The organism is Taklimakanibacter deserti (assembly GCA_003574785.1).
On sequence record QORU01000002.1, the window covers coordinates 99,175 to 119,850 of the forward strand.

General features: G+C 63.2%; 19 protein-coding genes. 4 read left to right on the plus strand and 15 right to left on the minus strand.

What is annotated here, in order from left to right; genetic code table 11:
- Positions 1–10 precede the first annotated feature (10 nt).
- On the plus strand, positions 11–904 hold the full coding sequence (locus DS839_RS03735) for an EamA family transporter (protein WP_119268943.1): 894 nt from the start codon (positions 11–13) through the stop codon (positions 902–904).
- Between the two features lie 101 nt (positions 905–1,005).
- Complete coding sequence (locus DS839_RS03740) at positions 1,006–1,668, plus strand: peptidoglycan recognition protein family protein (RefSeq protein ID WP_119268944.1); 663 nt, start codon at positions 1,006–1,008, stop codon at positions 1,666–1,668.
- 54 nt (positions 1,669–1,722) lie between these two features.
- Here the strand turns inward: DS839_RS03740 and DS839_RS03745 are convergent, their stop codons facing one another.
- Positions 1,723–3,846: a sodium-translocating pyrophosphatase gene (locus DS839_RS03745; protein WP_119268945.1), complete on the minus strand. Its 2,124-nt coding sequence runs from the start codon at positions 3,844–3,846 to the stop codon at positions 1,723–1,725.
- 190 nt (positions 3,847–4,036) lie between these two features.
- Between DS839_RS03745 and DS839_RS03750 the strand changes: the two genes are divergently transcribed.
- Positions 4,037–4,672: a LysE family translocator gene (locus DS839_RS03750; RefSeq protein WP_119268946.1), complete on the plus strand. Its 636-nt coding sequence runs from the start codon at positions 4,037–4,039 to the stop codon at positions 4,670–4,672.
- Here the strand turns inward: DS839_RS03750 and DS839_RS03755 are convergent, their stop codons facing one another.
- From DS839_RS03755 to DS839_RS03765, 3 genes are all read right to left on the minus strand, one after another.
- Positions 4,673–5,341: an O-methyltransferase gene (locus DS839_RS03755; RefSeq protein ID WP_119268947.1), complete on the minus strand. Its 669-nt coding sequence runs from the start codon at positions 5,339–5,341 to the stop codon at positions 4,673–4,675.
- 114 nt (positions 5,342–5,455) lie between these two features.
- Complete coding sequence (locus DS839_RS03760) at positions 5,456–6,832, minus strand: outer membrane protein (RefSeq protein WP_119268948.1); 1,377 nt, start codon at positions 6,830–6,832, stop codon at positions 5,456–5,458.
- 162 nt (positions 6,833–6,994) lie between these two features.
- The gene (locus DS839_RS03765) at positions 6,995–8,728 is read right to left on the minus strand and encodes a VanW family protein (RefSeq protein ID WP_119268949.1); all 1,734 of its coding nucleotides are present in this window, start codon (positions 8,726–8,728) and stop codon (positions 6,995–6,997) included.
- Positions 8,729–9,055: 327 nt separating this feature from the next.
- Here DS839_RS03765 and DS839_RS03770 point away from each other — a divergent pair, with 327 nt between their 5' ends.
- Positions 9,056–9,664 carry an HI_0983 family protein gene (locus tag DS839_RS03770; protein WP_119268950.1) on the plus strand — a complete coding sequence of 203 codons (609 nt, stop codon included), beginning with the start codon at positions 9,056–9,058 and terminating at the stop codon, positions 9,662–9,664.
- Between the two features lie 10 nt (positions 9,665–9,674).
- On the opposite strand, the gene DS839_RS03775 is transcribed toward DS839_RS03770, so the two are convergent.
- The 11 genes from DS839_RS03775 to DS839_RS03825 all read right to left on the minus strand — a co-directional run bounded on the left by DS839_RS03775 (position 9,675) and on the right by DS839_RS03825 (position 20,663).
- The gene (locus DS839_RS03775) at positions 9,675–10,883 is read right to left on the minus strand and encodes an MFS transporter (protein WP_119268951.1); all 1,209 of its coding nucleotides are present in this window, start codon (positions 10,881–10,883) and stop codon (positions 9,675–9,677) included.
- 120 nt (positions 10,884–11,003) lie between these two features.
- Positions 11,004–11,471, minus strand: a complete 468-nt coding sequence (nusB, locus tag DS839_RS03780; RefSeq protein ID WP_368911139.1) for a transcription antitermination factor NusB — start codon at positions 11,469–11,471, stop codon at positions 11,004–11,006.
- Entirely contained in the window at positions 11,468–11,944 is a 477-nt protein-coding gene (gene ribH / locus DS839_RS03785) for a 6,7-dimethyl-8-ribityllumazine synthase (protein ID WP_368911141.1), read from the minus strand. The genes nusB and ribH overlap by 4 nt, the downstream gene beginning before the upstream one ends.
- The gene (locus DS839_RS03790; RefSeq protein WP_119268952.1) at positions 11,941–12,546 is read right to left on the minus strand and encodes a riboflavin synthase; all 606 of its coding nucleotides are present in this window, start codon (positions 12,544–12,546) and stop codon (positions 11,941–11,943) included. The genes ribH and DS839_RS03790 overlap by 4 nt, the downstream gene beginning before the upstream one ends.
- A 17-nt stretch (positions 12,547–12,563) precedes the next feature.
- On the minus strand, positions 12,564–14,090 hold the full coding sequence (gene ribD / locus DS839_RS03795; RefSeq protein WP_162918284.1) for a bifunctional diaminohydroxyphosphoribosylaminopyrimidine deaminase/5-amino-6-(5-phosphoribosylamino)uracil reductase RibD: 1,527 nt from the start codon (positions 14,088–14,090) through the stop codon (positions 12,564–12,566).
- A gap of 2 nt (positions 14,091–14,092) precedes the next feature.
- Positions 14,093–14,578 carry a transcriptional regulator NrdR gene (nrdR, locus tag DS839_RS03800; protein ID WP_119268953.1) on the minus strand — a complete coding sequence of 162 codons (486 nt, stop codon included), beginning with the start codon at positions 14,576–14,578 and terminating at the stop codon, positions 14,093–14,095.
- A 12-nt stretch (positions 14,579–14,590) separates the two neighbouring features.
- Positions 14,591–15,958 carry a serine hydroxymethyltransferase gene (gene glyA, locus DS839_RS03805; RefSeq protein ID WP_119268954.1) on the minus strand — a complete coding sequence of 456 codons (1,368 nt, stop codon included), beginning with the start codon at positions 15,956–15,958 and terminating at the stop codon, positions 14,591–14,593.
- 90 nt (positions 15,959–16,048) lie between these two features.
- Entirely contained in the window at positions 16,049–17,272 is a 1,224-nt protein-coding gene (hemA, locus tag DS839_RS03810) for a 5-aminolevulinate synthase (protein ID WP_119268955.1), read from the minus strand.
- 115 nt (positions 17,273–17,387) lie between these two features.
- On the minus strand, positions 17,388–19,265 hold the full coding sequence (locus tag DS839_RS03815; protein WP_162918285.1) for a L,D-transpeptidase family protein: 1,878 nt from the start codon (positions 19,263–19,265) through the stop codon (positions 17,388–17,390).
- Between the two features lie 265 nt (positions 19,266–19,530).
- Positions 19,531–20,046, minus strand: a complete 516-nt coding sequence (ldtR, locus tag DS839_RS03820; protein WP_119268957.1) for a transcriptional regulator LdtR — start codon at positions 20,044–20,046, stop codon at positions 19,531–19,533.
- 284 nt (positions 20,047–20,330) lie between these two features.
- Positions 20,331–20,663 (minus strand): hypothetical protein, encoded by a 333-nt coding sequence (locus DS839_RS03825; protein ID WP_162918286.1) that lies wholly within the window; start codon positions 20,661–20,663, stop codon positions 20,331–20,333.
- Positions 20,664–20,676 lie beyond the last annotated feature (13 nt).

A 20,676-nucleotide genomic window follows, 5' to 3' on the forward strand; every position in this document is an offset into this window, starting at 1 on the left:
GGGTGAAGGGATGGGCTTTGCGGCGCTGTGGCCTGCCTTCACTGTCATTGCGGCGACCGCTCAGACATTTCGCAATGCGGCACAGAAAGCCCTGAGCGATGAACTGGGAACTGTCGGTGCGACTTACATCAGGTTTCTCTTTGGGTTGCCCTTCGGCCTCGCCGCGCTGGCTCTTCTCGCCATTGCCGGGAGCGAGTTGCCCCGACCCACCGTGGCATCGCTGCAATGGACCGTTTTCGGGGCCCTCAGCCAGATTGGCGGGACGGCCCTCTTGCTGACCGCGATGCGTGAACGCTCATTCCTGGTGACCATCGCCTATACCCACACCGAACCTCTGCTGGTTGCGCTTTTCGCGCTGGCCTTTCTCGGCGAGCAGGTGACTTTGTCACTGGCCGCGGCCATGCTGATCGCCATCGCCGGCGTGATTTCACTTTCATGGCCCTCGCGAGCCGGCATTGAGATCTTCTCATGGCGGCCGGCACTCTATGGGATCGCTTCAGGCGCCCTCTTCGCCATGGCAGCGGTGGGATTTCGCGGTGGAATCACCGCTCTCGGATCAAGCAGCTTTCTTTCCGCCGCAACGCTCACTCTCGCAATTTCGCTGACGATACAGACGGCGCTGATGTCTTGCTGGCTCCTCTTGCGCGAACCCGCGATCCTGAAGGCGGTCTTCAGGGCATGGCGTCCTTCTCTGGCCGCTGGTTTCCTGGGCGCATTTGCCTCGGAGAACTGGTTCCTCGCCTTCGCACTGACCAACCCAGCCCGCGTGCGGACCCTCGGGCTTGTCGAGATCCTGATAGCCGCCTTCGTTTCGCATCGCCTGTTCGCTCAGACACCTGGTCTTCGCGACATCATCGGCGTCGCGCTCATCCTGGCCGGGGTCGCCCTGATCTTCAACGATTGAGCCCGCCCTCTGACGGAAGGTTAAACATACGCCATCGCTCGGTGTTCGATCTTGCCGGAATTGCCCTATCATCGCGGCCAGTTGCCCCATGAGGACTTCCCATGGCGATACCGATCGATTGGATGCCCGACGTTCCCATGCAGCGCATCATCTGCCACTGGACGGCGGGCACGCATGATGCAAGCGAGAGCGACAGGCAGGCCTATCATTTCCTGATCGAGGGAAATGGAAGGCTGGTCAGAGGCGCGCCGTCGGTCGCCGCCAATTCGGGCCGGCGGGTGAAGCCCGGCCATGCCGCGCACACGCTCAATTGCAACCAAGGCTCGATCGGCATCTCGCTGTGCTGCATGGGCGGTGCCGAGCAGCAACCGTTCCGCCCCGGCGCCTACCCGATGACGCGCGCGCAATGGGACATGCTCACCGTCGCGGTCGCCGAGCTCAGCAAGCGCTATCGCATCAAGGTGGCGCGGCGGACGGTTCTTTCCCATGCCGAAGTGGAAAGCGTGCTCGGCATCGAGCAGAAGGGCAAATGGGACATCTCCCGCCTTGCCTTCGACGCTTCCGTTTCCGGCGCCGCCCAATGCGGCGACAGGTTGAGGCGCGAGGTGACAGCGGCCATGGCCGGAGCCCCGATGCCCGACATCCGGCCGGTGAGCCCTGACGTCGAGCAATTGATAGAACGGTTCGGGGAGATGATCGGCCGGGCGATCGCGCAAGGCCTCGACGCGCTCATTCGCGTGCTCGGCAAAAGGTTCCGATCCTAATGAAAACGGCCGGGCATTGACCCGGCCGTTTCCGTTTGACGGTTTGTCTTTGGATCAGTGCGCGAGCACGGCCAACAGCAGCAGTGCCACGATGTTGGTGATCTTGATCATCGGGTTGACGGCGGGACCCGCCGTGTCCTTGTAGGGGTCGCCGACGGTGTCGCCGGTAACGGATGCCTTGTGGGCTTCCGAACCCTTGAAGTGCTTCTGGCCCTTCGAGTCGGTAAAACCATCCTCGAAGGACTTCTTGGCATTGTCCCAGGCGCCGCCGCCCGCCGTCATCGAGATGGCGACGAAGAGGCCGGTGACGATGACGCCCATCAGCATGGCGCCCAGTGCCGCGAAGCCCGCCGCCTTGCCGGCGATCGCCCAGATCGCCAGGAAGACGACGATCGGCGAGAGCACCGGCAGCAGCGAGGGGACGATCATCTCCTTGATCGCAGCCTTGGTCAGCATGTCGACGGCGCGGCCATAATCAGGCTTGTCCTTGCCCTGCATGATGCCGGGCTTCTCCTTGAACTGGCGGCGAACCTCGACCACCACGGCCTGCGCCGCGCGGCCGACCGCCGTCATGGAGATGCCGCCGAAGAGATAAGGCAGCAAGCCGCCGAAGATCAGGCCGACCACCACATAGGGGTTCGACAGATCGAAGGTGACATTGACGCCCTCGAAGAAGCTTCCCGGCGTCGCATTGGCCGCGAAGAACTTGAGGTCCTGGGTATAGGCGGCGAACAGCACCAGGGCGCCGAGCCCCGCCGAGCCGATGGCATAGCCCTTGGTGACGGCCTTGGTGGTGTTGCCCACGGCATCGAGCGCGTCGGTATTGTGGCGCACTTCCTTGGGCAGGCCCGCCATCTCGGCGATGCCGCCGGCATTGTCGGTGACGGGGCCGAAGGCATCGAGCGCCACCACCACGCCGGCAAGCGCCAGCATCGTGGTCACCGCGACCGCGATGCCGAAGAGGCCGGCGAGATTGAAGGTGACGATGATGCCGCCGATGATGACGAGCGCCGGCAGAGCGGTCGACTCGAGCGACACGGCGAGGCCCTGGATGACATTCGTGCCGTGGCCGGTGATCGAGGCCTCGGCGATCGAATTCACCGGACGAAGGCCGGTGCCGGTATAGTATTCGGTGATCCAGATGATGAGGCCGGTGATGACGAGGCCGACAAGGCCGCACCAGAACAGACTCATCGGCGTGAAGCCGCCGAGATCCACCGACATGCCGCCGAACACATAGCTCATCACCGGGTAAAGGGCGATGAGCGACAGGATGGCGGTGGCGATGAAACCCTTGTAGAGCGCGCCCATGATGTTGTTAGAGGCGCCGAGCTTCACGAAGAACGTGCCGATGATCGAGGTGACGACGCAGGCGCCGCCAATGGCGAGCGGCAGGACCATGCCGGCGAGCTTGTAGGCGTCCGGCAGCACGATGGCCGAGAGCACCATGGTGGCGACGGCGGTCACCACATAGGTCTCGAACAGGTCGGCCGCCATGCCGGCGCAGTCGCCGACATTGTCACCGACATTGTCGGCGATGGTGGCGGGGTTGCGCGGATCATCCTCGGGGATGCCGGCCTCGACCTTGCCGACCATGTCGCCGCCGACGTCCGCACCCTTGGTGAAGATGCCGCCGCCGAGACGGGCGAAGATCGAGATGAGCGAGGCGCCGAAGGAAAGCGCCACGAGCGAGTCGATGACGGTCCGGTCGGTGGGTGCGAGACCCAGAGAGCCGGTGAGGAAGATGAAATACAGGGTGACGCCCAGGAGGCCGAGCCCGGCAACCAGGAGGCCCGTGACCGCGCCCGACTTGAAGGCGAGGTCGAGGCCGCCGGCGAGCGACTTGGTGGCGGCTTGTGCGACGCGCACATTGGCCCTGACCGACACATTCATGCCGATGAAGCCCGCAGCGCCCGAAAGGATGGCGCCGATGGCGAAGCCGATGGCCGAATGCCAGCCCAGGAGGAAGAAAGCGATCAGGAAGATGACGATGCCGACAATGCCGATGGTCGTGTATTGGCGCTTGAGATAGGCTTGCGCGCCTTCACGCACGGCGGCCGAGATTTCCTGCATGCGGGCCGTGCCGGCATCCGCGGCCAACAGGCTGCGGGTGGTGAGAATGCCGTAGACGATGGACAAAGCACCGCCAAGCACGATCAGCCAGAGGGTGGAGCTCATGGTTGTTCCTTGTGTTTTTGGTTTCCCCGAGGGCGGGCGTTAAGGAGGCCCCCCTCCTCCCGCATCCCGGAACGATGGGCGGGGTATGCCAAAATGGCGGCTTTATGGCAACCCACAACAGGCGGCCCTTGCGACAGGTTTGATATGCTGTGAAAGTGCCCCTGACAGGGTTTCTATGGGGGCTCATTCCATGTTGACCGGCTCGTTCCTGGCCTTTCTCGGCATATCCATCCTGGTCATCGTGACGCCGGGCCCGGATACGGCGATGACCATTCGCGGCGTGATGCTGGGCGGGCGCGCCGGCGGGCTTGCGACCGCAGCGGGTGTGGCACTCGGCCAGATCATCTGGGCGCTGGCGACGGCGGCGGGGCTGGTCGCGGTGCTCCTCGCCTCTGAGCCCGTGTTCCAGGCGATCAAGCTTCTGGGGGCCGCCTATCTCATCTATCTCGGCGGGCACATGGTCTGGGGCGCTTGGCGGCGCACCGGCGGCGGATTGCCGGCCAGGATGGAGGGCCGTCCGCTCTCCCCGCTCTCGGCCTTCCGCCAAGGCCTCATCAGCGATCTCGGCAATCCCAAGATGGCGGTGTTCTTCGCCAGCATCCTGCCGCAATTCGCCCATCCCGGCGAAGGCATGTTCTCAGGCCTTGCCTTGCTCGGCCTCGTCTTCTCGGGCCTCACCTTCGTTTGGCTCGCAGTCTATGTGGTTGTGCTGGCGAAGCTCGGCCACTTCCTCAACCGGCCGCAGATCAGAAAGCCCTTCGAGACGATCATGGGCAGCCTGCTCATCGCCTTGGGGGTAAGACTCGCGGCCGAGCAAAGAGCGTAGCTATTCGAGCACGAGAGCGAGCGTAAAGCCGTCATAGCCCTTGACCCCGACGGTCTGGATCGCGGTGGCGCTGACCCGCTTCTCCTGCTTCAACATCTCGTTGAACCGGCGCACGCCTTTCACGCTCGGATCGCGGCTCCGGGCGTCGATGACCTCGCCGTCGCGAATGACATTGTCGACGACGATGAGGCTGCCCGGACGCGTGAGCTTGAGCGACCAGGTGAAATAATCCGGTATGTTCTCTTTGTCGGCGTCGATGAAGACGAGATCGAAGGTTTCACGCTTCTCGGCGGCGAGCTTGGGCAGGACATCGAGCGCCTTGCCGAGTCTGAGATCGATCATGGCGGCGAGGCCTGAGCGCTCAAAATTGGCGCGCGCCACTTCGGCGTGGCGCGGCACGGCTTCGAGCGTCACGACGCGCCCGCCCTTCGGCAAGGCGCGGGCCAGCCAGATCGTGCTGTAGCCGCCAAGCGTGCCGAACTCGAGCACGTTCTTCGCATTGATCGCGCGCGCCAGCAGCATCAGGAATTTGCCCTGGGTCGGCGCCACCGCGATTTCGGGAAGGCCCGCATCGGCGCTGGCGACGAGCACCGCATCGAGCACGGCATCGGGCCCGACCAGCATCTCATCCAGATAATCGTCAACGGCGGTCCAGGTTTTCTCGGTCATTTCGGTTTCACGCATCAGTTGAGGGGCCGCGATGAGACCAGAAAAGGACGTCACGAGCAAAGAAAAAGGACGGATCCGAAGACCCGCCCTCTTCCTGCTTCAAGGAGTGATCGATCAGAGGCCGTTGAACAGCCAGGCGATGCCGACCGTGCCGGTATGGGTCGCAAGCTTGGACTCGATGCCGTCGATCCCGAAGAAATCCTCCTTGCCATACTGCGTGTAGCGGTATTCGGCCCGCAGCGTGAGGCTGTCGGTCAGCATGGCTTCAGCGCCGGCGCCGATATGGAAGCCGTCAAGATCCTGCTTCTCGGAGATATCCTCATCAATGATCAGCCCTTGCGGAATACCGACCGTCAGCTCGGCCTCCTGCTTGACATGCGCATAGCTGTAGCCGCCGATGACGTAGAGCATCGTCTCGGGTGTCGCGAGATAGCCGGCGCGCAACGACGCGTTGGCGAACCATTCGAGTTTCGTTTCGGCGTCGAGCTCCGCCTCCAGGCCAAGGAATTCAGCGGAAGCATCGAGCTTCGACTTCAGATCGGCAATGCCGATATCGCCCTGGAGACCAAGCACGATACTGTCGCTGACCTGCCAGTTGTAGCCCGCCATCAGGCTGCCGAGGAAGCCCTCTCCGCCGATGCCGTCAAAGGACGGATCGTCGCCACCCACGTCGAGGGTGAGCTTATCGACCGTGCCACCGGCGCCGGCATTGGCGCCGACATAGAAGCCGGTCCAGCTCACTTGCGGCTCGACCACATCAGCCGTCGGCGTCGCCACTTCGCCCTCGCCCGCCGTCGGGAAGAGGTTGTAGGCCAGGCCCAATGTGCCGGTGTGCATCGTGGGCTTCACGTCGAGGAAGCCATCGGTGTCCCAGTCCTCGCTGCCGAATTCGGTATAGCGATATTCGACCCGGGCGGTCAGGCGATCCGTCAGCCGCGTCTCCATGCCGGCGCCGACATGATAGCCGTCGTATTTCTGGTCCGCGTCGAAATCGACGGCCTCGAACAGCTCGCCATCCAGCTTGAATTCGGCATAGCTGTAGCCGCCGATGATGTAGAACAGCGTATCGGGCGTCACCAGATAACCGGCGCGCAAGGACGCGTTGGCGATGAAGTCGGGTCCGGCTTTGGCGTTGATGAGCGGATCGGCATCGAGATCCGCTTCAATGTCGGTCCAGCCGATGTCGCCCTGGATGCCGAGAACGAATCGGTCGGAAACCTGCCAGTTGAAGCCGGCCAGGGCGCCGCCCAAGAAGCCATCGCCGCCAATGCCGTTGAGATCGGCATCGAAGCCGCCAATTTCCCCAAAGTCAGCTCCGAGCTCCGTGCGCGCCTTGGCAGCGCCGGCGCCGACATAACCGCCGACATAGAAGCCTGACCAGCTATAGGCCGGCTCGCTGTATTCGACATCCGCCGCCTGGACCGCTCCGCTCATTCCCATGAATGCCGCCAAAGCAGCAAGAGCAGCAGCACCGCGCAGACAAGTCTTCATTCGTCGCCCCCAAAATTACGTAAGGTTTTGTTGCATCAATGATTTTATTATCGCTGGAGCGCATCGTCACTTTCAAGAAGATTGAAAATAACACGACCGAAATTTCGGAGACTATGGCATTTCTGCAACAGAAACGCCGCGCGCTCCGAAGAATTTGGGTCTCTAAAGTTGCAGCAGCTGCTGCCGGAGGCTGTGGGAATCGAACGCGGGCACTTCCAGCACGCCGTGATTCGCGGCCAGGCCACATTCTTCCGTGGCGATGACCGGCAATCCGTGCGCCAACGCCTTGAGCAAAGCGCGCGGCTCGTGCTCGACGAGCGCCGGCAGGACCACAGCCGCAAGTTCCACCGGCCAGTGACCGTTGTCGAGCGGCCGCACTCGGTTGTTGCCCCAGAAATCACCATCATGCTCGCGCGCAGAACCGGCGACGATGACCTCGAGATCGAGCCCCCGGATGGCTTCGCGCAAGGCATAAGCGCCCTTGCGCGCCAGTGCGGAGGCCGGGAACAGAATGGATTTGCCGCCGTGCGCGATCCTGTCGCGGGCCACCGGCATGATCCAGTCGAGATGACGCGTGCGGGCGGGGTCGGCGCCGGCAATGCCGCTGTGGGGCGTGAGCAACGTGCGGGCCGCGTCGAGCGCCGCGCCCTCGGCCTCGACGATCTCATCGGGCGCACGAAAATCACCCAAGGTAATGCTCGCGGGATAGTGCGCTTTCGCGGCGTCGAGCTTCGCCTGCAGCGTCGCCATCGGATGGCGCACCATCAGGACATCGAAGCTGCGGCCCTGAAGCTCGCCCATCCGCCACAGATGCGGCAGCAGATTCTGCGAGATCACCAGATGAGTGTGGAGATGGGAGAGCTTCCGCGCATAGTGCCGCGCCAGCGCCTCGTCATAGCGCAGCAGCATGTCCTGCAGGGCGCGGCCCTGTCTCGGCGCCTGGCGCAGGCCGAGCGCCCGGCGCAAGGCGACGAGAGTGGCGCATGTCTCAGAGGCGACGACCCCGTCGGGCCAGGCATGACGCGGTGACTGGCGCAAGCGTTGCGGCACGAAGAGCGCATCCTCGGGACGCGCGGTCGCGGCGAACAGGATCGAGAATTCCGGCCAGCAGGCATCGACGAGCCAGGCGGTGGGCCCCTCCTCGCCCAACGGCGCGAGCGGCTGTTCCGCCTCGTGACGATGGCAGTCCGTCTCGCCGCAGCTGGTGCAGTCATTGGCGCCAAGCCGTTCGTCCTCGCGCAGATCCGCATCCTTGCATATTGCCGGACCTGCGCCACCGCGCAAAGTCACTACGAGCGCGCCTTGGCGCAGCGATGCTTCGATGCGAAAGGCTGCGTTCGAGCGGAAGCGCAGGTCGACATAGTTCCAGAATACGGCGGCATCGCGTCCGAGGCTTGCGCGCGATCCGGGAACGACACGACTGTGACCGTGGCGCTCGACTATGTCGAAGCCGGCCGTCACCGCCGCCTCATAGAGCGCGTTGGACAATTGGCACAGGCCGCCGCCGATGCTGGCAATGAGGCAGCCCTCGCGCAATTCCCGGCCCTTGACGAAGCCGCGACACTTCGTCGTGCGGCCGATCTGCCGCCAAAAGCTGAACAGGCGTCCGGCCGGAACCTCGATTCCGTCGAGATGGCTGAGCGCCCTGCGCAGATTGTGGATCTTGCCGGCGGTGAGCGCCCGGTCCCTTTCGCCCGCAAGCCTTGGCCAAAGCGCCGATGAGACGGAGGCGAGGACGGGTGCAGCAGCCAGGGCATACCCTTTGCCGTGCCGGTGAGCCGCGACACGGCCGAACCTGTCGCCGGCCGAGCGCCTCATCCGAAGGGCTGTGGCTTTCACCTCGAAAAGAGCCATGTCCCAGAATGAGGGAAGCTGGCTCAATGCACGATTACTCATGTCGCGTCCCGTTATTGGAACCGAACATGCCAGTTCCAAGCTGAACCGGAGATGAATTTTGACCTAGAGCAAATCCCGCCAAAGTTGAAGACTTTGGCGATAAGGATTTGCTCCAAGATATTGTTTTGGCGCGAATCCTTTTCGGCGAAGTGATCCCACTTCGCCGGGATGCGCGCCGGGCGTCTCGATGGAACCTGATGGACCTTCAAAACATTGCTTGGTCGCCCATGAAACGGCCACATGCCGATGCGATGCGTCCCAAGGCAGGAGTCGACTGAGCGGGGCGATCGGAAGACGGGGTAACCATATCTACGCCGGAGGCTTCAAATGATCATCCGTTCCTTTCTCCATATTATCGCCGCCGCCCTTTTCACGGCTCTCGCGGCCCTCCCGGCGGCGAGCCAAGGCGCTGACAAGACCGACAGGCTCGGCGTGCCGGGACCAGTCAGCTTCGAGGGCCAGAACTATGTGCTGGCCGCCGCAGCCCACCCGCAGCCCAATTACTTCAAGCAGGAATATCTGCCCGCCGGGCAAGGGCCTGATAGCTACACGCACATGTTTCTCATCGAGACCATGACCGAGGGCGCCGCGCCCAACGATGCGGCGGCCTCCCAGATCGCCATGCTCAATGAGCGCAAGGCGAAGGGGGATCCGCTCGTCAATCACGAGGTGAAATTCAATGACGCGACCGGCGAGATCTTCCTCGATTTCTTGATCAGCGGCTCGAGCAACGGCCAGGTCGTGGTCGAGTGGGATGCCTATCGCTATGTGCCGATCAAGGGCGAGAAACCCGGCGTCATTCTCTACGGGATCAGCCGGCGCGCTTACGGCGAGACGGAGGGCCGGGCGTTCCTCTCCGGCCTCAAGGAACAGCGTCCCAATACGCTCAAGACGCTCACCAGCTTCGATGTGCCGGAGATCACCCCCAAGCCCTGACCGTAACCGATCAGGCGCGGCGGCGCCGCATCATGGCCCAAAGGATGAGGCTCAAGGCCAAGGCGACCATTGGGAAGATCGCGGTGTTGACGGCAGCCCAGCCGAACCAGTCGAGCAGCTTGCCCGAAGTGAGGGACGCGATCGCGACCGTGCCGAAGACGGCGAAGTCGTTCATGCCTTGGACCTTCTCACGCTCCGCCGGACGATAGCATTCGGTGAGCAGCGTGGTGCCGCCGATGAAGCCGAAATTCCATCCCAGCCCCAAAAGGACGAGGGTGACGGCGAAATGGCCGAAGCTGATGCCGAGAAGGCCCGCCGTCGCCGCGCAGCCGAGAAGCAAGAGACCTGTGGCACAGACCCGCTCGGCACCGAAACGCACGATGATCTGACCGGTAAAGAAGCTCGGCACATACATGGCCATGACGTGCCATTGGATGACCCAGGCGGCATTCGCGGTGGTGAAACCGCAGTCGATCATGGCGATGGGTGCTGCGGTCATCACCAGGTTCATCATGCCATAGCTGAGGGTCGCCGCGATCACCGCCACGATGAAGCGCGGTTGGCTCACGATCTCGGACAAAGGCCGGGTCGGGCCGGCCACTGCGGCCAGATCCGTCTTGCGCGGAATATCGACGAAGCTCATGGCGGCAACCGCCAGCCTGCAGATGACCACCATCGCCGCATAGCATCCGGCGAAGGTCACCGGCGCCAGAAGATTGGTGGTCAGCATGACGAGCGTGGTGCCGATCAATCCCGCGGCGACCCCGCCGGTCATCACCCAGGAGATCGCCTTGGGGCGGAAAGCGGGGCTGGCTATGTCGGCGGCGGCGAAGCGCGAATGCTGAGCGAAGGCCTGATAGACGCCCTGCAGCACGGTCGCCAGGATGAAGAGCGGGAAATCGCGCACGAAGATGGCGTAGAGGCCGATCAGCGCGCCGACCGTCCCGGCGCAAGCACCGAACATGAAACCGGGCCTGCGGCCGATCTTCTTCATCAGCATGGCGGCGGGAATGGTCGTCGCCGCGGTGCCGATGACGAAGGCCGATATCGGCAAAGTCGCCCAGGCTTTCGATGGCGCGATCTGCACGCCGATGAGGCCGGCCGTCGTGAACATGATGACGGTGGCCGAGCCATAGAGCGCCTGGCCGATCGCCAGCACGAGCGCATTGCGCCTGGCGCGCGCATCATCGAATCCGATGGCTATGTCGGCTGTGCTCAAATGGGGCCCTCTCTCCTCCCCGATGTGACATGAAGCGCTAGGGGCTGCAATGCCCGTCGGACAATTCAGCTATGACGACGAAAAGCTGTTTGTTTTGGGCATCGGCTTGTTCGAAAAATTTCAGAATTCTTCCGGCCGGCGCTGGCGCGCCAGCGTGTTGAGCACGCCATTCAGGAGCTTCGGCTCCTGATCGTCGAAGAACGCATGCGCGACATCGATATATTCATTGATAGCGACGCGTACCGGCACATTCTCCATGAACATGATCTCGTAAGCGGCGGCACGCAGGATGGCGCGCAAGGTGGCATCGAGCCGGGCCAGCGGCCAGCTCTTGTCGAGAATCCGGTTGACGGCGGGATCGATTGTGCGCTGCTCGCGCACCACGCCGTCGACAACCTCCTTGAGGAAGGGGAAGTCGGCCGGGCCACATTGCCCCTCATCGAAGGCATCGCCCGCGGCGCGCGAGGAAAATTGCGCCAGCACTTCGCCGACATCAGTGCCGGCGAGATCCATCTGGTAGAGAGCCTGCACCGCGCCAAGGCGGGCGGCGGAACGCGCGACGGGCGGCTTGCGGCGCGGAGTGGTCACGATCGGGCCCGCCTCTTCTTGATGGCGCGCGTGAAGCGGATCATCGCCAAAGCCGCATCGGCGGCACCGCCGCCCTTGTCCATCTCGGCGACCCGGGCGCGCGCCCAGGCCTGGGCCTCGGTCTCGCAAGTGAGGATGCCATTGCCGATGGCGAGGCCGGTCATGGTGAGGTCCATGATCCCGCGTGCCGATTCATTGGCGACGATGTCGTAATGCGAGGTCTCGCCGCGCAGCACGCAGCCCAGCGCTACGAAGCCGTCGAAGCGCTTCACCTTGGCGGCGGCCGTGATGGCGCCCGGGATCTCGAGCGCGCCCGGAACGGCGTGGCGCTCCCATGTGGCCCCTGCCCGCTCGATCGCGGCGATGGCGCCCCGCGCCAGCTCATCGCAAAGCTCGCCATAGAAGCGCGCCTCCAGAATGAGGAGATGCGCCTTGGTCCTGATCGCCGCCGTCGCGGCCTTGTCGCGTTTCACTGTCTCGTCTCCGAAAGCCGGGCGACATAGCGCGCCAGCATGTCGATTTCAACATTGACCTGGTCGCCTGCCTCGGCCTTGCCCCAGGTGGTGACGGCCTGGGTATGAGGGATGATGTTGACGCCGAATTCGCTACCCTCCACCTCGTTCACGGTGAGCGAGGTGCCGTCGATCGAAACCGATCCCTTGGGCGCAATGAAGCGGGCGATCTCGGGCGAGACCCGGAAGCGGAAGCGCAGGGAATCGCCTTCCGGCACGATCGAGACGATCTCGCCCACGTCATCGACATGGCCGGACACGACATGGCCGCCCAGCTCGTCGCCTATCTTGAGCGGACGTTCGAGATTGATCCGCGTGCCGATCCCCCAGGCGCCAAGGGTCGAGCGGGCCAAGGTCTCGGCCGAGGCGTCGACGGCGAAAAACCCCCGGCCGTCCTGCAGCCGGCCGGTCTCGACCACGGTCAGGCAGCAGCCGGAACAGGCGATCGAGGCGCCAAGGGCAATCGTGTCGGGGTCGTAGTTCGTCGCGATGGTGAGGCGCGTGTCGCCACGCTTCTCGATGGCGATGACCTCGCCGATATCGGTGATGATGCCGGTAAACATGGGGCTCTCGTGAACGGTCAGGCGCGTACATAGACGCTCATGACGTCATCCCCAAGCCTTTCCTCCCGATCCTTCCGGAAGGCTGCCATGACCGCATCGGGGGGCAATCCGGCAAAAGCATCAACTCCTTTGGCCCCCAGAAGCTTGGGCGAGCGGAACAGCATCAATTCATCCACCAGGCCCTTTTCCAGGAGACCGCGTGCCAAACGCGCGCCCCCTTCGGCCAGGACCCGGCTGATGCCACGCTCCGCCAGCCTCGCCAGGGCATCGGCAAGATCGACATGGCCTTGCACATCGGGCCTGCAGGCAAGGACATCGACACCGGGCGCCACCGTTCCTGGCTGCAGCGAAAGCAGCCAAACCGGGACCTGACCGGCGGTTTTGACCAGATGTGAGGATTTGGGTGTGGCGAGCGCCGAGTCGGCAACAACCCGGATGGGAGACCGGCCCTCCAGCCCGGGAAGCCGACAAGTGAGATCCGGATCATCGGCCAGCACGGTGCCAAGCCCCACCAGGATCGCATCCGACTGCGCCCGGAGCAGATAGGCGCGCGCCTTGACTTCAGGGCCTGTGATCGCGGTCCTGATGCCGGGCGCCTCGGCGATCTTCCCATCCGCGGAAAGTGCAAGCTTCAGAGTGACATAGGGACGTTTTTTGGCAATCCGAGTCAGGAAGCCGGCAAGATCGGGCCCGGCCGCTGTCGCGCCAATGCCGGCGTCGATCGCTATGCCCGCCAGCCGCAGGATGGCGAAGCCTCCGCCCGATACCCGGGGATCCGGATCCTCGAAAGCCGCCACCACCCGGGCGACGCCCGCCGCGACCAAGGCCTCGGCGCAAGGCGGGGTGCGGCCGTGATGGGCGCAGGGCTCGAGCGTCACATAGGCCGTGGCGCCCCGGGCAGCTTCGCCCGCCATCTTCAGGGCCTCGGTCTCGGCATGGGGCCGGCCTCCGGGCTGCGTCCAGCCCAGGCCGACAATGATGCCGTCCTTTACGATGATACAGCCGACGGGGGGATTTTCCCCCGTCGTGCCCAGGGCCCGGTGGCCGAGTCGCGCGGCCAGTGTCATGAAGGTCTCGTCCACGCTCATGTCGGGGACTTTCCGGAAATGCACCATGGTGCCGCCCTTGAACGGCTCCTCGCGCTCGATCTCGTAGCCAAGGCGTTCATAGAAACGCAGATTGGCGGCGAAGAGCTTGTTCGTATAGAGGCGGATCACGGCATAGCCGCGCATGAGCGCTATTTCTTCGGCATGGGCCACAAGCCGCCGACCCAGCCCCCCACCCTGCTCGTCCGGGTCGACACAGACATTCTCGATCAGGATATCGTCCTCACGCGGGATCATCTCGACGAGGCCGACCAGCCGTCCGGCGGTGAAAGCGAGGTCAATCACATGATGGCGCACGGCATGATCGTAATCGGCCGTCATCGGCAGAGGCTCGCGGCCCAGGATCTCGCACCATTTGGCATAGGCCTTGCGCGTCAGCGCGCGCACTCGAGCCGCGTCCTGCGGACCGGCGCGACGAAACTCGATAGTGCCAGGCATGATCAGTCGCGCTTGGGGCTCGCCTCGCCCTCTTCGCCCTCGCCGGTCAATTCGCCGAGCAGCTCCTCGAAATCCTTGGCCTCGCGGAAGTTCTTGTAGACCGAGGCGAAGCGCACATAGGCCACATCGTCGAGCACTTTCAGCGCCTCCATGATGAGCTTGCCGACGGTCTCCGACTTGATGTCGCTTTCGCCCAGGCTTTCGAGCCGGCGCACGATGCCCGACACCATGCGCTCGACGCGCTCGGGATCCACAGGCCGCTTGCGCAGCGCGATCTGCACCGAGCGCATCAGCTTGTCGCGGTCGAACGGCACGCGCCGGCCAGAGCGCTTGACGACGGTAAGCTCGCGCAACTGGACGCGCTCGAAGGTGGTGAAGCGGCCGCCGCAATCGGGACAATAGCGGCGGCGGCGAATGGCGGTCCCGTCCTCGCTCGGACGGCTGTCCTTCACCTGCGTCTCTTCATTGTTGCAAAAAGGACAGCGCATGGAGCCTTGCGACTAGGAATAGATGGGGAAGCGTTTGGTCAGCGCGGCGACCTTCTTCTTGACCGCCGTTTCGACCTTAGCATTGCCCTCTTCGCCGTGCTTCGCAAGCCCATCGAGAACCTCGGTGATGAGGCCGCCGATATCCTTGAATTCCTTGGTTCCGAAGCCGCGGGTGGTGCCGGCGGGGGTCCCTAAGCGTACGCCTGAGGTCACCATCGGCTTTTCCGGGTCGAAGGGAATGCCGTTCTTGTTGCAGGTGATCCAGGCGCGCCCCAAGGCCGCCTCCGCCGCCTTGCCGGTCAGGCGCTTCTTGCGCAGATCGACCAGCATCAGATGGGTGTCGGTGCCGCCCGAGACGATGTCGCAGCCGCCCTCGATCATGGCCTGGCTCAGCACCTTGGCATTGGCGACGACCTGGGCCGCATATTTCTTGAACGACGGCTGCAGAGCCTCACCGAAGGCCACCGCCTTCGCCGCGATCACATGCATCAGAGGACCGCCCTGCAGGCCTGGGAAGACCGATGAATTGATCTTCTTCGCCATTTCCTCGTCATTGGTCAGCACCATGCCGCCCCTCGGGCCTCTGAGCGTCTTGTGGGTCGTCGTCGTCACCACATGAGCGTGACCAAGCGGGTTCGGATGGACGCCGCCCGCGACGAGGCCGGCAATATGCGCCATGTCGACCATGAAGACCGCGCCCACCGCATCGGCGATCTGGCGGAAGCGGGCAAAGTCGATGAAGCGCGGATAGGCGGAGCCGCCGGCCAGGATGAGCTTCGGCTTGTTCTGATGCGCGAGCTCCTCGACGAAATCATAGTCGATGCGCTGGTCGTCCTGGCGCACCCGGTAGGGAACGACATTGAACCACTTGCCCGACTGGTTGACGGGAGCGCCATGGGTCAGGTGGCCGCCGGCGCGCAAGTCGAGGCCCATATAGGTATCGCCCGGCTGCATGCAGGCGAAGAACACCGCCTGGTTGGCCTGGGCGCCCGAATGCGGCTGCACATTGGCGAAGCCGCAATCGAACAGCTTCTTGGCGCGCTCGATGGCCAGCGTCTCGACCTCGTCGACATACTGGCAGCCGCCGTAATAGCGCCGGCCCGGATAGCCTTCGGCATATTTGTTGGTATTGACCGAGCCTTGCGCTTCGAGGACGGCGCGCGAGACGATGTTTTCCGACGCGATCAGTTCGATCTCATGCTGCTGGCGGCCGAGCTCGCGCTTGATCGAGGCGGCAACCTGGGGATCGGCCTTGGCGAGGTTCGACTTGAAGAAGCCGTTGCTGACCACTTTCCAAGACCTGGCCGCCTTTTTCGCGGTCTTGCGAGGCGCCGCTTGCTTCTTCGCCGCCTTCACCTTCTTCGCAACCTTACGGGCCATGATCCCCTCCGTGCTATCCGCAGACGAGCGACATAAGCGGAATTACCCCCCGGGTCCAGTGCCGGACCGGCATGCGACAATAGGTTTGCGTCAGGCCGCCCGCTTCAAGGTCAGCGCCGTCCACAGATGGTCGAGGGCGGCGACGAGACGGGCAATCTCGAGCTCGCCATGGAGCGGTCCGGGCGTCAGCCGGATGCGCTCGGTGCCCTTCGGCACGGTCGGATAGTTGATCGGCTGGACATAGATCTGGAACTCGGCCAGCAGCCGGTCGGTTAGCTTCTTGCACAGGACCGGATCGCCGACGATCACCGGCACGACATGGCTCGGGCTTTCGGCCACCGGCAGGCCCAGGCGCTTGAGCTCGCGCTTCAGCAGGGAAGCATGCTTCTGCTGCAGCATGCGCTCCTCAGCGCTTGCCTTCAGATGGCGAACGCTTGCGAGCGCGCCTGCGGCGAGGACAGGTGCCAGCGAGGTGGTGAAGATGAAGCCGGGCGCGGTGGAACGGATCGCGTCGATGAGGCTCGCCTTCGCGGCCACATAGCCCCCCATGATGCCGAAAGCCTTGGCGAGCGTGCCTTCGATGATGTCGACCTCGCAGAGGACATGATCGCGCTCGGCGATGCCGCCGCCACGCGGTCCATACATGCCGACGGCATGGACCTCATCGAGATAAGTGAGCGCGCCATAGCGCTTCGCCAGCGCGCAGATGCGGCCGATGGGCGCGATGTCGCCATCCATCGAATAGACCGACTCGAAAGCGATGACCTTGGGCCGCGCCAGGTCGAGCGTCTTGAGCTTGGCCTCGAGGTCGTCGAGATCGTTGTGGCGCCAGATCATCTTCTCGCAGCGGCCATGCTTTATGCCTTCGATCATCGAAGCATGGTTGAGCTCGTCCGAGAGGATCACGCATTGGGGCAGCAGGCGGCCGAGCGCCGACAGCGCGGCCTCGTTCGCCATGTAGCCGGAATTGAACAACAGGGCCGCTTCCTTGCCGTGCAGATCGGCGAGCTCGGCCTCGAGCAGGACATGATAGTGATTGGTGCCTGAGATGTTGCGGGTGCCGCCGGAGCCGGCGCCGATCTCGTCCAGAGCCTGGTGCATGGCCGCCACGACCTTGGGATGCTGGCCCATGCCGAGATAGTCGTTGGAGCACCAGACGGTGACTTCCCGTTCGCCCGAGGGACCGCGATGCAAGGCGCGCGGGAACCGGCCCCTGATCCGGCAGATATCGGCGAATTCGCGGTAGCGGCCTTCGCGGCGCACCTGTTCCAAGGCGGCGTCGAAGGCTGCGGAATAATCAAATGTTCTCGTCATGACGTAGCGCAATAGTAAAGGATCAGAGCCCTGCGGCCAGCGTCTCTATTACGCCCGAAAGGCGCCCTTTAGGCCATTGACGAATAGCCGCATGCGCAGATGCGCCGCAGGGCCGTTATCGCGGTCCTGCTGGTGGTTGAGGCCCGGCAGTCGCCGAGGCTTCTTCGACCTTCTTTTTCTTCTTCACCGGCTCGACCGATGCCGCGGGTTGGGGCTTCTTCTGCGCCGCCGCGGTCTGCGCGGGCTTCTTTTTCTTCGCATTCGCCGTCGCGGCAGGCTTTTTCTTGCCGGCTGCGGCCGCTTCCTTCTTCTTGATGTCGGCCTTCTTCTTTTTCTCGAAAAGGCTCTTCTTCTTCGCCTTGGACGAGGACCCGTTGAAGTTGAAGATCACATCGTCATCGTCATCGATATCGGCCAGGCTCTTCTTGGACGTGGTGCCCGTCGTGCCGAAGAAGAACGACTTCGACTTGCTGCGCGTCGTAGCCTTGCGCGGTTTGAAGAAACTGAACGGATCGTTGCTGCCGTAGGAGGTGCGCTCACCTCTCTCCGCGCGGCGCGGGCTGAAGATGCTGAAGGATTCCGGCCGATCGGGAACTTCCTCGACTTTGTACACCTGCGCCTTGAGCACATAGCGCTCGCCATCATCGCTGAGCTCGCCCGGCGCCAGAGGCTGGCCGACGACAAAGCTGGTGTTGTCGAGATCATAGACGTCGGGACGGAAGTTGACCTGCCCTGCCCCATTGACCCAAGAGGTCAGATAGACGGTGCGCACTTGCGGCGGATTCGTCACCTTGACGTCCATGCGTTCTTCACTGGCCGTGACCTGCTCGATACGGCCCGGCGACCACCCCTCCTGACCGTTCAGGATCCAGTTGATCAGTACCGAAACCTGCTCGACGCGCACGCAGCCGGAGCTGAGGTAACGCGCGGCGGTGGTGAACAGGCTCTTCGTCGGCGTATCGTGCAGATAGATGCCGAACGGGCTCACGAAATTGATCTTCACCGACGCCATGGAGTTTTCTTCGCCCGGATCCTGGCGGAAGAAATAGCGATCGGCAGCTACATATTTCCAATTGACGGTTCGCGGATCAACTTCCGGCCCGTTCCAGCCGTCATAGATGCGCATCTTCATCTCGCGGAAGACACTGGTGCCGTTCCTGCGGATGCGCGGCAGGAGATCGCGCTCGACGATCGAAACCGGCACATTCCAGTAGGGATTGAAATTGATGTCCGAGACCTGGGACATGGTCACCGGCGTCGGCCGCTTCGGGCTGCCGGCAATGACATTGTGTCGGGAGAAGACCGTATTGCGATTGACCGCCTCGAGCTGCAAGGCAGGCACGTTGACGATGATGTAGCGGTCCGCGAGCCCCTTGGAATATTCCTCGATGCGCGGGAGATTGGCGCGCATCGTCGCGAGCCGCTTGGAGACCGAGATATTGAAGGTATTGACAGTGGCCTTGTCGAGGCTGCCGGTCGCGGCGAGGCCGTTATTGGCCTGGAACTGGGCGACCGCCTTCTCGACCGCGGCGGTGTACCACCTCGCGGTCTCGCCTGTCAGAGCATCGGCCGCGAGATAGCCCTCGGCGATCAGCCGGCGCTTCAAGGCAACGACGGCATCACCATCATCGCCCTTCTTCAGGCTCTTGTTGGGAACCCCGGCCCAGCCGCCTTGCGCGGCGATGTCTTGATAGCGCGCGATCGCGTTGGTCATGGCGCTGACGCTGTTGACCGAGACCATGGGCGTGACGCTGCGATCGGCGAAAATCTCGGTCTTGGTGACCGCCTTGCCCGCCTTGCTGCCGAAGATGTTGGACGTGGTCGCGGACGGCAGGCTGTTGTTGGAAGCGCCGCTCTCCCGCTTCGCCTTCTGGCGCTGCCACCAGGAATTCTCTTCATTGCGTTCGGCATAGGCCGCAAGCGGCACCATGACCGTGAAGGAGGCCAGGAGGAGAGCCGTGAGGGCCAGTTTGCCGAAGCGGGTCCCGGACATGATACTGTTGATTTTCCCTTCAAATCCCAAGCGCATGCGCATCATCTCACACCAGACGGCCGGAACCAAGACCAAAGCTTCCCTGGCGTGTGGCTAACCACGAAACCGCAAATCGAATCAAGGGGATTGATGCCGGACCCGGCATTTCCCTAGCGGTCAAATGCGGCGCGACTGGGAAAGCCCCGAGATTCTCCGGCACTATGGCAAAAAAGCCACACCCGCTCGGCAGCGGGCATGGCTTTGATGTGGCCTATGACGCGGCTTTTTACAGCCGGTAGAGAATCTGGTCGGTCCAGAAGCGCTCGAGGCGGGTCAGCGCCTTGTTGATACGCTCGAATTCCTCAACCGAGAGGCCGACAACCTCCTCGACCGAATGAAGCTGGCGGTTATAGAGCTGATCGACCCGATCGCGAATCGCCTGGCCCTTGGGCGTCAGCCGCACCCTGACCGACCGCTTGTCCGAGTTCGAGCGCTCGTGATTGACATAGCCCGCTTCGACAAGCTTCTTGAGATTGTAGGAGACGTTCGAGCCCTGATAGTGCCCGCGCGTCTTGAGTTCGCCCGCCGTCAGCTCCGAATCGCCGATGTTGAACAGCAGCAGAGCCTGGACCGGGTTGACTTCCGGCGCGCCGGCACGCTCGAAATCGTCCTTGATGACATCGAGCAGCCTGCGGTGCAGACGTTCGATCAAAGTGAGAGCCTCGAGATAGCGATGCTTGATCTGCTCGCGTCCGGGCTCTGTTCCGGCAGGGCGCACGCCCCCTACGGTTTGAGTACGCATTTTACCACCTCAGCCTTGTTAGCGGAGACGGCTTCTTTTGGCCGTTCTCCTTATGGCGCGAGACTAAGGCGGCGGCCATTAAAAACGGATCAAAAAGGTGAGTAAATTTGTTCTTATATTTCGGCTGATTTGCCGCTTTGTCGAATAGAGTTGACGGAGTCTTGTTAAAGACTTTCGCTGGCCTTAACGGCCTTGCTCCACTGAGCAAACACAGCGGATTCAAGCCTTTTCCCAATACCAGGCGAATCGTCTGGGCCGCCTGGGATCGACGGGTTCAGGGCGCGTCACTGGGTAAGGTAAACGGTCTGGCCCTTGCGTGACCGGTTGCAGCCCTCATAGGCCGTCCCCAGGGGCCGGCTCATGGCACCTTCCGTCTTTATTTCTGACGTTGGGTTAGGCTGGGCGGCCGGCTCGATCACGACCGACGGCTGTGGAGCGGGAGCTGCTTCCACCGTCTTCATCGCGGCATGGCTCTGATGCTGTTCACAGGCCAAGGCGGGTGAGGCAAAGACCGCCGCCGCGGCGGCAATCGAGATAACAGGAAGGATCTTTTTCATGCCCGAATTCCTTTCCGTGATGTCGGTCAGCTTAACCCAGAACGCCGGCGAATGCTGCACCGATGACCTCAAC

Excerpts from the sequence above, each read along its gene's own strand:
- DS839_RS03735 (WP_119268943.1), top strand. The coding sequence starts at position 11 with ATGGGCTTTGCGGCGCTGTGGCCTGCCTTCACTGTCATTGCGGCGACC.
- DS839_RS03740 (WP_119268944.1), top strand. The coding sequence starts at position 1,006 with ATGGCGATACCGATCGATTGGATGCCCGACGTTCCCATGCAGCGCATC.
- DS839_RS03770 (WP_119268950.1), top strand. The coding sequence starts at position 9,056 with ATGATCATCCGTTCCTTTCTCCATATTATCGCCGCCGCCCTTTTCACG.
- DS839_RS03745 (WP_119268945.1), bottom strand. The coding sequence starts at position 3,846 with ATGAGCTCCACCCTCTGGCTGATCGTGCTTGGCGGTGCTTTGTCCATC.
- DS839_RS03755 (WP_119268947.1), bottom strand. The coding sequence starts at position 5,341 with ATGACCGAGAAAACCTGGACCGCCGTTGACGATTATCTGGATGAGATG.
- DS839_RS03750 (WP_119268946.1), top strand. The coding sequence starts at position 4,037 with ATGTTGACCGGCTCGTTCCTGGCCTTTCTCGGCATATCCATCCTGGTC.
- DS839_RS03790 (WP_119268952.1), bottom strand. The coding sequence starts at position 12,546 with ATGTTTACCGGCATCATCACCGATATCGGCGAGGTCATCGCCATCGAG.
- glyA (WP_119268954.1), bottom strand. The coding sequence starts at position 15,958 with ATGGCCCGTAAGGTTGCGAAGAAGGTGAAGGCGGCGAAGAAGCAAGCG.
- DS839_RS03765 (WP_119268949.1), bottom strand. The coding sequence starts at position 8,728 with ATGAGTAATCGTGCATTGAGCCAGCTTCCCTCATTCTGGGACATGGCT.
- ribD (WP_162918284.1), bottom strand. The coding sequence starts at position 14,090 with ATGCCTGGCACTATCGAGTTTCGTCGCGCCGGTCCGCAGGACGCGGCT.
- DS839_RS03815 (WP_162918285.1), bottom strand. The coding sequence starts at position 19,265 with ATGTCCGGGACCCGCTTCGGCAAACTGGCCCTCACGGCTCTCCTCCTG.
- nrdR (WP_119268953.1), bottom strand. The coding sequence starts at position 14,578 with ATGCGCTGTCCTTTTTGCAACAATGAAGAGACGCAGGTGAAGGACAGC.
- hemA (WP_119268955.1), bottom strand. The coding sequence starts at position 17,272 with ATGACGAGAACATTTGATTATTCCGCAGCCTTCGACGCCGCCTTGGAA.
- DS839_RS03760 (WP_119268948.1), bottom strand. The coding sequence starts at position 6,832 with ATGAAGACTTGTCTGCGCGGTGCTGCTGCTCTTGCTGCTTTGGCGGCA.
- ldtR (WP_119268957.1), bottom strand. The coding sequence starts at position 20,046 with ATGCGTACTCAAACCGTAGGGGGCGTGCGCCCTGCCGGAACAGAGCCC.